The organism is Sphingobium quisquiliarum P25, from assembly GCF_000445065.1.
Taxonomy (GTDB): Bacteria; Pseudomonadota; Alphaproteobacteria; order Sphingomonadales; family Sphingomonadaceae; genus Sphingobium; species Sphingobium quisquiliarum.
Genome location: NZ_ATHO01000131.1, coordinates 1 through 14,387, shown reverse-complemented (window position 1 = coordinate 14,387; position 14,387 = coordinate 1). Strand labels below are relative to the sequence as shown.

Annotated in this window: 13 protein-coding genes; 4 read left to right on the top strand and 9 right to left on the bottom strand. The window is 61.1% G+C overall.

Going from position 1 to position 14,387, the window contains the following annotated elements:
• Positions 1 to 21: 21 nt before the first annotated feature.
• The 5 genes from L288_RS35955 to L288_RS35935 form a co-directional block, all read right to left on the bottom strand.
• Complete coding sequence (locus tag L288_RS35955) at positions 22 to 339, bottom strand: 2Fe-2S iron-sulfur cluster-binding protein (protein ID WP_021239013.1); 318 nt, start codon at positions 337 to 339, stop codon at positions 22 to 24.
• A 57-nt stretch (positions 340 to 396) separates the two neighbouring features.
• The gene (locus L288_RS35950; protein ID WP_021239012.1) at positions 397 to 1,341 is read right to left on the bottom strand and encodes a Rieske 2Fe-2S domain-containing protein; all 945 of its coding nucleotides are present in this window, start codon (positions 1,339 to 1,341) and stop codon (positions 397 to 399) included.
• A gap of 313 nt (positions 1,342 to 1,654) precedes the next feature.
• Positions 1,655 to 2,710, bottom strand: coding sequence for an enoyl-CoA hydratase/isomerase family protein (locus L288_RS35945; RefSeq protein WP_021239011.1), 1,056 nt, complete (start codon positions 2,708 to 2,710; stop codon positions 1,655 to 1,657).
• Between the two features lie 2 nt (positions 2,711 to 2,712).
• On the bottom strand, positions 2,713 to 4,209 hold the full coding sequence (locus L288_RS35940) for a CoA-acylating methylmalonate-semialdehyde dehydrogenase (protein ID WP_021239010.1): 1,497 nt from the start codon (positions 4,207 to 4,209) through the stop codon (positions 2,713 to 2,715).
• 11 nt (positions 4,210 to 4,220) lie between these two features.
• On the bottom strand, positions 4,221 to 5,387 hold the full coding sequence (locus L288_RS35935) for an iron-containing alcohol dehydrogenase (protein WP_021239009.1): 1,167 nt from the start codon (positions 5,385 to 5,387) through the stop codon (positions 4,221 to 4,223).
• 92 nt (positions 5,388 to 5,479) lie between these two features.
• On the opposite strand from L288_RS35935, the gene L288_RS35930 reads away from it, so the two are divergent.
• The 3 genes from L288_RS35930 to L288_RS0121895 all read left to right on the top strand — a co-directional run bounded on the left by L288_RS35930 (position 5,480) and on the right by L288_RS0121895 (position 10,226).
• Complete coding sequence (locus tag L288_RS35930; RefSeq protein ID WP_021239008.1) at positions 5,480 to 6,373, top strand: LysR family transcriptional regulator; 894 nt, start codon at positions 5,480 to 5,482, stop codon at positions 6,371 to 6,373.
• A gap of 157 nt (positions 6,374 to 6,530) precedes the next feature.
• Positions 6,531 to 7,604: a VOC family protein gene (locus tag L288_RS35925; protein WP_021239007.1), complete on the top strand. Its 1,074-nt coding sequence runs from the start codon at positions 6,531 to 6,533 to the stop codon at positions 7,602 to 7,604.
• Positions 7,605 to 8,012: 408 nt separating this feature from the next.
• Positions 8,013 to 10,226, top strand: coding sequence for a TonB-dependent receptor (locus L288_RS0121895; RefSeq protein ID WP_084465894.1), 2,214 nt, complete (start codon positions 8,013 to 8,015; stop codon positions 10,224 to 10,226).
• 172 nt (positions 10,227 to 10,398) lie between these two features.
• Here the strand turns inward: L288_RS0121895 and L288_RS35920 are convergent, their stop codons facing one another.
• The 4 genes from L288_RS35920 to ligK form a co-directional block, all read right to left on the bottom strand.
• A complete protein-coding gene (locus L288_RS35920) occupies positions 10,399 to 11,109 on the bottom strand; it encodes a MucR family transcriptional regulator (protein WP_031304618.1) in 711 nt (236 codons plus the stop codon).
• Positions 11,110 to 11,262: 153 nt separating this feature from the next.
• A complete protein-coding gene (locus tag L288_RS35915) occupies positions 11,263 to 12,144 on the bottom strand; it encodes an amidohydrolase family protein (protein WP_021239005.1) in 882 nt (293 codons plus the stop codon).
• The gene (locus L288_RS35910) at positions 12,141 to 13,175 is read right to left on the bottom strand and encodes a 4-oxalomesaconate tautomerase (RefSeq protein ID WP_021239004.1); all 1,035 of its coding nucleotides are present in this window, start codon (positions 13,173 to 13,175) and stop codon (positions 12,141 to 12,143) included. The genes L288_RS35915 and L288_RS35910 overlap by 4 nt, the downstream gene beginning before the upstream one ends.
• 118 nt (positions 13,176 to 13,293) lie before the next feature.
• Positions 13,294 to 13,968: a 4-carboxy-4-hydroxy-2-oxoadipate aldolase/oxaloacetate decarboxylase gene (gene ligK / locus L288_RS35905; protein ID WP_021239003.1), complete on the bottom strand. Its 675-nt coding sequence runs from the start codon at positions 13,966 to 13,968 to the stop codon at positions 13,294 to 13,296.
• Between the two features lie 105 nt (positions 13,969 to 14,073).
• Here ligK and L288_RS0121890 point away from each other — a divergent pair.
• Positions 14,074 to 14,387 (top strand): LysR family transcriptional regulator (locus L288_RS0121890; protein WP_031304617.1); only part of this gene is annotated, 314 nt, incomplete at its 3' end.

Below are 14,387 nucleotides of genomic sequence, written 5' to 3'. Positions count from 1 at the left end.
ATGTCAGACTAACGCGCTCAGCTAATCTTCGGGCGCGAGTGTCACCCGGATGCCTTCAAGCGCTTGCGTGAAGGGAATCTGGCAAGACAATCTGGACCGCGAATTGCGATGGGCCGAACTGTCGAGAAGGTCATCCTCATCGGCGCTGATCGGTGGAAGATGCCGCGCAAATTCCTCGTCCACGATGATATGGCATGTGGCGCATGAACAGCATCCGCCGCACAGGGCCAGCAATTCATCTACGCCGCCGTCACGGATGATCTCCATCAGGCTCAAGCCTTCACTCGCCTTCACATCGACCTTCTGACCCTCTCGGGTGGTCACTTCAATCGTCGTCATTCCTCGTCAGCGCCTTTACATCTCAATAATTTGCGGTACCAAATGGAGGCGGCCTGATCAGGCCGCCGCAACCCTTTCCCGCTGCACGAGATCAGCGACGCGGCGCCGCGCCTCGACTGCCGCGCGGTCCGCTGCCACGCTATATTCGCGCGCCTTTTCCTGATCCGGCGCGCGCTGGCACAGAGCCGCCGTCGCTTCGATCATGGTGACGTCTTCGTCAAAGACGGAACTGACATAGGCGCGATAGGCGTCGACGTCATAGGGCTCGCCATGGTCGCGCGCCCAAACCCAGAAATAATGGGTGGCGAGCGGCGATACTGGCGTGGTCAGGTGGATCACCCGCAGGGCGAACCGTTCCAGCCCGTTCGGCTCCGGGTTGGGATCATGCATGTCGACCGCGCCTATATTGACGGACGGGGAATAGTAGCAGCCCCATGAGGTGCGATTGATGGGCTTGCCGACTTCCTTGCCAGCGGGATCGGCATAGACTGCCGCCAGCGGCGACATCTTGAATTCCTGCTTATATTTGATGAAGCGATCGGTGACCTCGACCTCCGGCGCATCCGTCCAGTCGGCAACTTTCAGCGACTTGGCATGCAGATAGGCGAAGTGCGTCAGGTCCAGAACATTCTCCTTGATCTGCATGTAGTTGCCCTTGACGGACTTGTATCCCCACACGCTATGCCAGCTTGGATTATCCAGGAACGCCAGTTCTTCAGGGATCAGCGACGGGTCGGCATCCGCCCGCTCGCCGCCCCATAGCCAGATGAAGCCATAGCGTTCGATCGCCGCGAATGCGCCGACCTGAATGGCGGAAGGGGTATGGCGCTGCGATGGCACGTTGATGCATCGGCCGGTCTCGTCAAATGCCATGCCGTGATAGCCGCAGACGATCCTGTCGCCCTCGACCTCACCCATCGAAAGCGGAGCCCAGCGATGCGGGCAGCGATCGATCAGGGCGGCAATGGACCCATCTTCCTTGCGGAAGATCACGATCGGCATTTCCCAGCGCCCACCGCGCGATCGGCTTTGCGCCAAGCTCGCTCGCATGGGCGACGACCCACCAATTATTCTTCGGCCAATTCCGCATTTCGTCCCCGCTAAGGCTCTCGCGCACTGGCTCCGGCATCAGCATCGATGGATTTTGCATGGAATACCTTTCTGAGTTCCTCTGCCTGTTGCGACCGGCCGTTGCATGCCTTTTCGCAAGCATGTCAGACGGCGTACCGTTCTTTCGCCTAAGAAATATCGCGCGCTTGCACGCGCGTAAAATATAGGCTGGTGATACCCGATATCAGTCCAGTGGATGGGCAATTCAGCGCTTTATCCTTAAAGGCTGCCACTCCTCGCCCGGCGGCATTGGAGCGAAATATTCCTCGACCATGGACCCGGTCACGCCCTCCGGTTCCGCGGGGGTCCATTTCGGATCAAGATCCTTGTCGATCAGCAGGGCGCGCACCCCTTCAATGAAATCGGCGCTGCGGCAAATGCGTGTGGCGATGCGATATTCCATGCGCATCTCGTCGGCGAAATCACTGTGGCGGGCAGCTTCGATCAACTGGCGCAGCGCGATCTTGCAGGTGAGATTGGATTTTTTTGCAAGGGCGGCCAGTTGCGCGGTGGCCCATTCGCCGCCATCGCTGCGCAACGCCGCAAGAATATCCTCATAACGATCGCTGGCGAAAAGGCGATTGATATCGGCTTGCTGCGCCTGGATTGCAGGCGGCGCGGCTTCGACCGTCCATGCCGCGAGACTGTCCTGCGGCTCCCTGCCGGAGGACAACAGCGCCGCCTTCGCCTCCTCGACCTTGCCGGAGAGGATATAGTGTGTAGCGACCTTCAACGCCACGCAGTCCGCGCCGTTCAGGCTCGCGCCGGTAAGCGCGAGCCATGCGCCGATGCGGCCCGGCAACCGCGAAAGATACCAGCCGCCGCCGACATCGGGAAAGAGGCCGATGCCGCTTTCCGGCATCGCAAGGCGCGTCCTTTCCGTCGCGACGCGGTATCGGCAGGGCAGGGATATCCCCACGCCTCCGCCCATGGTGATGCCGTCCATGAAGGCGATTACCGGCTTGGGATAGGTGAACAGCAGGTGGTTGAGCTGATATTCTGTATGGAAGAAGGCGGCGGCTTCCTTGCCGTCCGCAGCCCCGCTCTCGGCCAGCATGCGAATGTCGCCGCCCGCGCAGAATCCGCGTCCTTCGGCATGGTCGATCATCACCAGCCCGACCGCCGGATCATTGATCCACGCTGCGAGCGCATCAAGCATAGCACGGCACATCGACAGATTGAGGGCATGCAGCGCCTTGGACCGATTCAGCCGGAGCCGCCCGACGCCGCCCTGCACCTCTATGATGACGTCGCCGCTCATGGTCAGCTCAGCGTCGGCATGATGAAGTCCGCCCCGGCACGAATGCCCGTCGGCCAGCGCAGCGTGGCTGTCTTGAGCCGTGTGTAGAAGCGTACGCCTTCCGGGCCGTGGATATGATGGTCGCCGAACAGCGATCGCTTCCAGCCGCCAAACGAATGGAAGGCCATGGGGACGGGGATGGGAACGTTGACGCCGACCATGCCCGCCTGCACCCGGCTGAGGAAGCTTTGCGCCGCATCGCCGTCGCGGGTGAAGATTGCCGTGCCGTTGCCGAATTCATGATCGTTCACCAGCGTCAGCGCTTCCTCGAAACTACCGGCGCGCACGACCGAAAGGACGGGGCCGAAAATCTCCTCCCGATAGATGCGCATATCGGGGCGGACATTGTCGAACAGCGTGCCGCCCAGGAAGAAGCCCTGCTCATAACCCTGGAGCGACAGGCCACGGCCATCGACCACCAGCTTCGCGCCTTCTGCAACCCCAGCATCGATATAGCCCGACACCTTGTCACGATGGGCGGCGGTGATGAGCGGGCCCATCTCGGCGGCGGGATCGGTCCCTGGCCCTATGGCCAGGCTGCGCACACGAGGCGTCAGCCGCTCGATCAGCGCGTCGGCCGTTTCCTGCCCTACCGGCACCGCGACGGAAATCGCCATGCAGCGTTCGCCAGCGGAGCCGAAAGCAGCGCCCATCAGCGCGTCGGCCGCCTGGTCGAGATCGGCGTCCGGCATGACGATCATATGGTTTTTCGCGCCGCCCAGCGCCTGCACACGCTTACCCGCCGCAGTGCCGCGATGATGCACATATTCAGCGATCGGGGTGGAGCCGACGAAGCTGATCGCGTCTACACGGGGATCGTCCAGCAGCGCATCCACCGCCGCCTTGCCGCCATGCACCACATTGAAGACGCCATCGGGAAGCCCCGCTTTCTGGAGCAGCAGGCCAATCTCTCCTGCCAGGCTGGGATCGCGCTCGGAAGGCTTGAGCACAAAGCTGTTGCCGCAGGCGATCGCCACGGGAAACATCCACATCGGCACCATGGCGGGGAAGTTGAACGGGGTGATCCCCGCGACGACGCCAAGCGGCTGGCGCAGCGACACGGCGTCGACGCCTCTGCCGACCTTTTCGCTATAGTCGCCCTTCAGCATCTGCGGGATGCCGCAGGCGAATTCGACGACTTCCAGCCCGCGCGTGAGTTCGCCCTTCGCGTCGGACAGCACTTTGCCATGTTCAGCCGTGATAATGCCCGCCAGCCGGTCCATATTCTGTTCGACCAGATCGCGGAAGCGGAACAGCGCGCGCGCGCGGATATGCGGAGGTGTTGCCGCCCAAGCCGGGAAAGCGGCAAGCGCGCTGGCGACCGCTTGGTCAACGGTCGCCGCGTCGGCGATGCTGAGGGTGCCGCTCTGTTCGCCCGTGGCGGGATTGAAGACCGGCAGCGTCTCGCTGCCACTGCCGGAGGTGAAAGCGCCCCCGATAAAATGCTGAATCGAAGTCACATGATGTCTCCTTAAGCCGCCGCCCAGACCTGGCGATAGATCGCCTCGATCTCGCTGGGGGTGGGAATGACGGGATTGTTGGACGGTGAGCCCGAAGCCAGCGCCTGTTCGGCCATCGTAGGCAGAAGCGCGTGCCAGCGCTCGCCATCGATGCCGTAGGCCGAGGGGCTGGGCACCTTGAGTTCTGTATTGAGCCGGACGAGTTCGTCAATCAGCTTGCCGACTGCACCCTGATCGCCTTCGCTCTCATCCGCGACGCCCATGGCGCGGGCGCATTCGGCATAGCGGGGGAGGGCGCCCGGCGCTGACCATGCCGTTACCGCGGGCAGCAGCATGGCGTTGGATAGGCCATGGGGCACATGGAAATGCGCGCCGATGGGCCGACTCATGCCATGGACGAGCGCGACGCTGGCGTTGGAGAAGGCAATGCCCGCCTGTGTCGATCCGAACATCATCGCCTCGCGTGCGGCCCGGTCCTGCGGGTCGGCCCATACGCGATAGAGGTTCGGCGCGATGGCGCGCATGGCGAACAGGGCGAAGCTGTCGGAAAAGGGGTTCGCACGCCGCGACACATAGGCTTCGATCGCATGGGTCAGCGCGTCGATGCCGGTATCGGCGGTCAGTCGGGGCGGCATAGTCAGCGTAAGCTCGTAGTCGATCAGCGCCGCTACCGGCAGATAGGCGAGGCCCGTGCAGAGCATCTTTTCATCATTCTTCTCGTCAGTGACGATGGTGAAGCGCGTCGCCTCCGACCCCGTACCGGCCGTCGTCGGAATGGCGATCACCGGCAGGCCTGATATGTCCTGGATGTGCGGCACTTTGTAATCGCGGCATTCCCCACCGAAGGCCGCCAGCACCGCGATCGCCTTGGCGCTGTCCATCGGGCTGCCGCCACCGAAGCCGATCACGCAATCATGGTTTCCGCGAAGCAGGTCGGCGAGCGCATTTTCGATCGACGCCACGGTCGGCTCAGGCACCGTATCCGAAAAGACGCGCGCTTCGATCGCATCGGCGCTAAGGCCATGCAGCAACTGTTCGACACGGCCGCTTTCCAGCAGGAAACGATCGGTCACCAGAAACGGGCGCGACAGGCCCAGCATCTTGAGCACCGCGCCTAATTCCTTGGACGCGCCTGCGCCAATCTTCATCACGCGCGGCAGCGCAGCTTGGTAGGTCATCAGGGTCCTCCGCCTTTTTCACGGCCTAGCCTAGCGCTTCGTGCAACGATACAGATATGGTTGCGCAGTATCTGTGCGGTTTTGCGGGAGGGATGGCGTTGGCATTCGATTGGGGCGACCTGCGCTATTTTCTGGCCGTGGCGCGGACCGGCACCGTCTCAGCCGCCGCGCGCAGGCTGGCCGTGGACCATGCGACGGTGATCCGCCGGATTGATGCGCTGGAGCGGGGGCTTTCGACCAAATTGTTCGAACGGACGCTTCGCGGCTATGGGTTGACCCGGACGGGCATCAAGCTGCTGGAGGCGGCGGCGAAGATCGATCATGAAGCCACCCATATCGAGGCGGAGATCGGTTCGGCGGGCGAGATCAGCGGTCACATCCGCGTCAGTTCACTCGAAGGCTTCGGCAATTTCTTTCTGGCGAGCCGACTGCCTGCTTTCACGCGCGCCTACCCCCGGCTTCGCATCGAACTGCTGACCATTCAGCAGATCGTCGCCTTGTCGCGCCGGGAGGCCGATCTTATTATCACGCTCAATCCGCCCAATCTGCCCAAATCCGACCGCAAAGAATTGGTGAATTACCGGCTGTTCGTCTATGGATCGCAGGAGTATCTCGCCAGCTCTCCCGAAATCCACAAGCGCGATGATCTGGTCCGCCACCCCTTTTCCGGCTATATTGATGATCTGGTCTTCACCCGCGGCCTCGACTATTTGAGCGAAATCCTGCCGGGTTTGAGGCCAGCGCTGCAAAGCTCCAGCCTCTATGCGCAGATGGAATTCGCTTGTGCCGGGCATGGGTTGTGCGTCCTGCCCGCCTTCATTGCCCGCAGCCGTCCGCAACTGGCGCCTATCCTGCCGCACGAGATCATGCTTGAGCGAAGCTACTGGCTTGTCGAGCCTTCCCAGGGGGAAACGTCGCTGGCGGTCCATACGGCGGCAAGCTGGATACGTGAGCGCGTATCGGCCGAACGACACCTGTTCCAATAATCGCAAAGCTGCGGCGGACCGGAACCTTGCCGATCCTGCCATAAACCCAGCGGATGGCGGGGATAAAGACATACGATTTGATGGCGCTGCAACGCGCTATTATTCCAGCAAATGAACCCAGCCGCCCTGCTGGCAAGAATTGTGTGGAGAGTATGACGTGACAATCCTCGGGATAGAATCGCTCGTTTATTGTGTCGACGATCTGGAACGGTGCGTCGATTTCTTTGAGGATTACGGCCTCAAAATCTATGATCGAACCAGCGACATGGTGCGTTATCGCCTGCCCGATACATCCAATGTCATATTACAACGGCTTTCGACCCACCCGATAGAGGGTTCGGAAATCGTCGGCATCGGCGTTCATGAGACTGTGTGGGGTGTTGATTGCCAGGCCGATCTCGACCGCCTGGCGGCACGCGTCGCGGCCGACCGGGAAGTGCGCCGCGATCCTGACGGGACGGCGCATTTCATCGCTGATGGCGGCATTCCCATGGCGCTGCGCCTCTGGCCCACCTTCCGCATGCCGCAAACGTCTGTCGATCCGGTCAATTCGCCGGGGAACATCAACCGGCTCAATGTCCATCGCAAATGGATCGAGCGTGCCTATCCGAAGCGGCTCGGTCATGTCGTTTTCTTCGTCGCAGATACCGATGGCTGTGCCCAGTTCATGCGCGATCGCCTGGATTTCCGCCTGACGGATACGCAGCGTGGCTTCGGTTCCTATCTTCGCGCTGATGGCGCAAGCGATCACCATAACATCTTCTTCTATAGCTCAAACCTTCCCTTCGCGTCGGTGCAGGGCAAGACATCTTTCTGCCATACGAACTTCGCGGTCACCGATCTGGACGAGATCATGGCTGGCACCCTCTATATGCAGCGCCGGGGCTGGGCGAAATCGGAATGGGGGCTTGGCCGTCACCGGATTTCATCGGGCCTGTTCAACTATATTCCCTGTCCGGCCGGAGGCGACGCCGAATATGGCGCAGATGTCGATGCATGCGACGACAATTGGGTCCCGCGCGATTTCGACGCGATGTTCGGCTTTGCCCAGTGGATGCACGACATCCCGCAATTCTGGTATGAAGGGCACGACTGGAGCGTAGGTTTCGCGCCCGGCTTCGTTCATGATCGGGGCGAGACAAAGCCGCGTCCTTATCTGGTGGCGGAAAAGCAGTTGGAATCGCATCCGAGCGAAGTTCCGGCAGGTGATGAGCAGGTGGCGGCTGAATAGCCGCGGGATACACGCTCCCCCGACACCGTTGGAGAATTTTTTCCGGCTCAGGCCTTCATGGTCTGGGCCGGAACGCTGATGCTTAGCATGCGCTCTCCCATGGTCTTCCCGATTAGCCATACTATCGGTCCGGCTGATGCCATTCATAACCAGCTTGTATTTGATCTGGCTGCTCGGTTCCTTATCGAGCGTAACTGAATGGAAAAGAAAACTCCCAGGGCGAAGTCCCTGGAGGTCGTTTGGGTTGGCAGTAAAGAAAAAACGTAAATTCTACGCCGGGATCTATGTCCGGCGGAGAAGTTGGGCATTGCTGCCCGCTCTGAATTTATTGTCCGTTCATAAGACAACCAGAATTGGCGAAATCAATCAGCCGCGAGTATTGGCGGTTATGGGGGAGGAGTAATAGCCATGCGAACAACGAAGATGTTGGGCGTGTCGATCATTGCATTGACAATATCCACGCCTGTATGGGGACAGGAGCACGCCTCTGGTAATGACCAGAATGCGCCTGTTGCCGGAGTATCAGGTGCAAACGGCAGTTCCGCTTCCTCAGGCCAGATTGAGGATATTGTAGTCACGGCGCAACGGCGCAGTGAAAATTTGCAGCGTGTTCCGGTGTCGGTAACTGCCGTGACTGCGGAGGCCGTGCAGGCGCTCGGCGTCCGTGGCACGCAGGATCTCGCCGTGATCACGCCCGGTCTTAAAGTCACGATCTCGGTGGGAAATGCCACGCCATTCCTTCGCGGCGTCGGCGCACAATCAGTTGGTGCGGGGCAGGAATCGAGCATCGCCACTTATGTCGATGGCGTCTATATCGCGTCTCAAGCAGGCTCCGTGTTCGCACTCAACAATATAGAACGTATCGAAGTCCTGAAGGGGCCACAGGGAACATTGTTTGGCCGCAATGCGACGGGCGGCCTTGTACAGGTGATAACGCGCGATCCCAGCCAGACGCCTTCGGTGGAGGCCAGCGTCGGCTACGATAACTTCGAGACACTGGAAACAAAGCTATACGCGACCGGAGGGATTGCACCAAATCTGGCGGTGGACTTCGCGGGCTATTATTCTCACCAGGGGCAGGGCTGGGGGAAGAACATTCCCACGGGTGAAGACGTCAACAGAACACCGCTTGATCTATCGTTGCGCACCAAATGGCTGTATGAGCCTGGTTCCGACACGCGGATCACGCTTTCGGCAGATTATTCCAAGACGCATTCAAGCAAGGCCGTCGCCGTCCGGGCGATCGAGGGCGCGGTGACTGCGACGGGATACCGGTTTAACGGCGGATTTTGGGATACCGCGAGCGATTACTTCTCCGATTCGCGTGTCGAAGCCTGGGGTGGTAGCCTGAAGGTAGAACAGGGGCTCGGCGACATTCGCCTGCTCAGCATCTCTGCATATCGCAACACGAAGGGTTTTCAAAGTTTTGACCAGGACGCCAGTCCAACGCCTGGCCTGGTGATTGCCTTGCAACCACGCGAAAAGCAGTTCTCCCAGGAACTGCAACTTCTGTCGGACGAGAGCAGCCCGATCAAATGGATTTTCGGCCTTTATTACTTCCGTAACGATGCCAGAACCAATCCCAACGCGACGGTTTACCCGTTCCTCTCGCACCAGCCCGGTCCTATTGATCAGATCACCAATGCTCGTCAGGTGACCACATCGCTGGCAGCCTATGCACAAGCGACGGTTCCGCTGGGTGAGGACACGAATCTTACGGGTGGCATTCGCTACACGCGTGATCGCCGCCGGTTGAGCGGATATAACCAGACTATCCTGACTTTCGCAGACGTTGCGCTTCCGCGAACCGTCGCGGAGCCTCAAAAGGTGACGGACAGCCAGCCCAGCTGGCGCCTGTCTCTCGACCATCACTTCACGCCTGACCTGATGGTCTATGCGTCCTACAATCGTGGCTTCAAGAGCGGGACGTTCAACTTGAATGCCCTTACAGCCCCTCCACTCGAACCCGAAAAGATCGATGCCTTCGAGGGAGGGTTGAAGGTCGATGCGCTCGACCGCCATTTGCGGCTGAATATTGCTGGGTTTTATTATGACTACAGCAATATCCAGTTGACGCGTACGCTGTCCGGCACGCTCCAGATCCTCAACGCGGCATCAGCCAAGATCTACGGCGCTGAGGCTGAATTGACGGCAATTCCGTTTCAAGGATTGACGCTGCGAGGCTCACTTTCCTTGATGCATTCGCGCTACACATCTTTCCCCGATGCGGTTCTGATCACGCCCAACAGGGACCCGGTAACCGGGCAATTGACAGGAGGCAACTCCATCAGCTCCTTCGATGCGTCAGGCCGTCACACCATCAATGCTCCAGATTATACCTTCAATCTTGGCGCAACTTATGAAACCGATCTTGGCGGCGGGACGCTTTCACTGAGCGGGAATTACTATCGCAGCGCACGCTGGTTCCCGGAGGCAGACAACCGTATCTTCCAGCCGGGATATGAACTTGTGTCCGCCGAAATCGGTTATTCTTTCCCCGGCGATCATTACAAGGTGCGCTTGTGGGGCCGGAACCTCACCAACTCCAAGGTTTATGGTCTTTTGAGCGAGCAGGAACTGGTGGACGGCGGCTCAGTCTTGAACCGCGCACCTATGGCATAGCGGTGAGCGCCCGCTTCTGAGGCGCTCATATCGTCCGCGCGCAGGGCATTGCGTTGTCTTGCGCGCGGAACCAGCCTCAAGTGTAGGAAGCGCTTTGCGGTCAATCCCCGGATATGCCGCTAAACCATTGAGGCGGGTGGCTAAGCCACTCGGCTGAACCGCTGTCTTTTTATCACTCGCCCTTCGTTTCAGCAGATGCCGTTTTCCGTGGTGCTGCCCCGCGCTTCGCCTTTGCCTTGGGCGGAGTGGGTGCATCAGCCGCCGCCGCTGCCTTATCCTGCCCCTTCGGGCTTGCGATCGAGAGGCGCTTGCGCGCCTTAGCCTTGGCATCGGCGGCGGGCTTTTCCGCTGCCTTGCTCTTGACGTCCTTGTTCGGGGAAGCGGCTGGCGCTTTCACCGGCGCGGCCGTAGCGGGCTTTGCTGCCGCTTTGGGCTGTTCGGGCGGCGCGCTTTGCTCAGGCGTAGTTTCCGCATTGCCCGCAGGGGTCTTGCGGCCAAGGCCAAGCCGCTGGGCAACGCCACGGCGCGCTTCGGAATAGTTGGGCGCAACCAGGGGGTAGGATTTGGGCAGCTTGTAGCGCTGGCGATATTCGTCCGCCGTCAATCCATTCGCCTCAAGATGCCGCTTCAATGTCTTGTAAGGCTGACCATTGATCAAGCTCAATATATGGTCAGGCGATGACAAGCTCTTGCGGATCGACACGGCCGGGACATATTCCGGCTCCGCAGCCCCCGCCTCTTCGGCCGGATTTTGCAACAGCGCCGCGCGCGTCGACCTGATCAAATCGGCCAGGCTCTCGCTCGGAACATTGTTCTTGGAAACATAGGCGCTCAAAAGTTGAACGGTAAGTGCCGTAATGTCGGGCTGTAGTTCATCGGGCATCGTGGGGCATCCATCCGCAGGGAAGAGAAGGCAAGCTCTTAGCTTGTCCTGACCTTCGATGTAAATGGTGCCCTGCTCGTCTGTCTCGGCTATAGCCATGTTAGCAGGCGAGGCGTCCTGTGCAGGATCAACTCTGTACCTTGACGGCGCTGGTCAGCTTTGTTCCTCCGGCCAGTAAAGCCGCATGGGATTGTCGACCAGCAGCTTGCGCTGAAGTTCGGCCGTTGGCGCGATGCGGGGGATCATGTCCACCAGCAATCCATCGTCGGGAATGGCCTTTTCCATATTTGGGTGAGGCCAGTCAGTGCCCCATAGCACGCGGTCAGGATAATCTTCCACCAGCGGCGCGACGGAACGGGCGAAATCATCCCAGGGCGGGCCTTTCGGGTCTAGCCGATCGGGGCATGTGACCTTGGTCCAGATGTCGTCCCGGCTGTCGAGTAATGAGCGGAAGGCGCGCATGTCGGCACCGTCCGGCCCCTGGGATACGTCAGGGCGGCCCATATGATCGATGACGATCAAGGTCGGAATGGCGTCTAGGAAGGGGCGCATTTCCTCCAATATGTCCGCTTCGAAATAGACGACGACATGCCAGCCCAGCGGCTGGACGCGGCGGGCGACTTCCAGAAACTTGTCCTTGGGCGCGTCGTCGACAAGGCGTTTGAGGAAATTGAAGCGGACGCCGCGCATGCCGCCTTCATGCAGCTTTTCCAGCTCCGCATCGCTGATCGCGGGATCGACCACGGCGACGCCGCGTGCCTTTCCTTCCGAACGGGCTATGGCGTTCAGTGTCGCGCTGTTATCGGTGCCGTGGCAACTCGCCTGGACGATGACGTTGCGGGAAAAGCCCAGCCGGTCGCGCAGAGCGAACAGCATGTCCGGGCCAGCATCTTCCGGCAAATATTTGGCCTTCGGACTGAACGGGAATTGCGCCATCGGGCCGAATACATGGCAATGCGCATCAACCGCGCCCGGCGGCGGCGTGAAGCGCGGAACGGATGGATTGGCGTGCCAGCTGACGATGCGGTCCGTCATGCGAAAATTTCTCCATCCATGAGCTTGCGGGCGGTGCGGAGCATGGCGGCGCTGGTGACATTGCCGCTTTCGTCCAGTTCCATGACGCAGGTGGTTTCGCCGGTCGGATGTTCGACCGGCAGCGTCTTGCGGTTGCCGTCCGGGATGGCGGCGACCTCGGCGGCAGGCGACCCTTCGATCAGGCAGGCGGTGGCGACGCTCACCGCGCCCAGCACCCCAATTGAGGCATGGGCGCGGTGGGGGATGAAGCTGCGCACCGTGACAGCGCCGCCATTGCGCGGCGGGGCGACGAGCATCATCTTGGGCACCGACTTGTCCTTGACGTCGCCCAGGTTCATGCGTTCGCCGACAGCGAGGCGGATCTTTTCGATGCGCGCCTTCAACGCGCCGTCATTGTCCAGCGTCTCACGGTCTTCATAGCCGGTGACGCCGACATCTTCCGCCTTCATGACGACGCATGGCATGCCATTGTCGATCAGGGTGACGCGCACGCCCTCGACTTCATCGAAGGCGTTGCCGGAGGGGAGAAGCGCGCCGCAGGAGGAACCGGCGGTGTCGCGAAATTCCAGCGGGATGGGCGCGGCGGTGCCGGGCACGCCGTCTATCCTGGCGTCGCCGTCATAGCGGACCGTGCCACCGGGCGTCTGGACCGTGGCGATGGCGATCTGGCCGGTATTTTCCATGTAGATGGCAACACGGGTCTCGCCTTCGCTGGCGGGGATGAGGCCGCGTTCTATGGCGAAGGGGCCGACGCCTGCGAGGATGTTGCCGCAATTCTGGGCGTCGGTCACGATGGCCTGATCCACGAAGACCTGGAGGAAGAGATAATCGACATCGACGCCTTCGCGGTCGGATTTCTTCAGGACCGCGACCTTGCTGGTCAGCGGATCGGCGCCGCCCATGCCGTCGATCTGGCGCGGGTCGGGGGAACCCATGATGCGCAGGAGAAAGGTGTCGCGGGCGGCTGGATCGGCGGGGAGGTCCTGAGCGAGGAAATAGCCGCCCTTCGACGTGCCGCCGCGCATCCACATGACGCGGGCTTGGGTGGATGGGGTCACTTCAACCTCCGTTCGCTTCGAGCGTAGTCGAGAAGCGGTTAGCGCGTTTCTATCGTTTCTCGACTATGCTCGAAACGAACGGCTTTGGGACTCAGATATATTTCAGTCCCATCTCTTCCAGGCGGGGGCGCATATTGTAGATGTCGAGGCCGAGTTCACCAGCGGCAAGGCGGACGCGCTTGGCTTCTTCGGCGGCTTCGCGCGCCTGCGCCTTTTCCAGCACGGCGGCGGCATCGGCACGCGGGACGATGCAGACGCCGTCATCGTCGGCGATGATGACGTCGCCCGGATTGACGAGGGCGTTGGCGCAGACGACCGGGACGTTGACGCTGCCCAATGTGTTCTTGACCGTGCCCTGGGCATGGACGGCCTTCGACCAGACCGGGAAGTGCATGGCGGTGAGGTCACGAATGTCGCGCACGCCCGCGTCGATGACGAGGCCGCGGCAGCCGCGCGCCTGCGCGGAGGTGGCGAGCAGGTCGCCGAAATAGCCGTCGGTGCAGGGGCTGGTGGGCGCGAGGAGGAGGATGTCGCCTTCCTTCAACTGCTCGATCGCGACATGGACCATCCAGTTGTCGCCCGGAGGGGCGGAGATGGTGACGGCGCTGCCCGCGATGCGCGCGCCTGCGTAGATGGGGCGCATATAGGGGGCGAGGAGGCCGGTGCGGCCCTGCGCTTCATGGACGGTGGCGACGCCGCATCTGGCGAGGCCGTCGATGACGGAAAGCTCTGCCCGTTCGATATTCTGGACGACTATGGCGGACATGATCCCTTTTCCTCTCTCGCGAAATCACGAGTGAAATGGAGCCTTGGAACGAATTCCTCCAATTTGATCTATGTGCTTCCTATTAGTTTTTGCTAATCGTCGATCATGAGTCCCGACCAGTTCAATATCCGCCATCTGGCCGCCATGGCGGCGGTGGTGGAGCAGGGGAGCGTCAGCCTGGCGGCGCGGTCTGTGAACTTGACGCAGCCTGCGGTGACGCAGGGCATCGCCAAGCTGGAGGCGCAGTTGGGCCTGCCCCTGTTCGAACGGCAACCGGGCGGAATGGCCCCCACGGAGGCGGCAGGCAGGCTGGCCCCGCGTGTCGAGGCGGCGCTGCGGCTGATCGGCAGCAGCCGGGTGACGGCGGCGCAGATACGCGCCTTCGTCGCGCTGGCGCGGGCGGGGAGCTATGCGGCGGC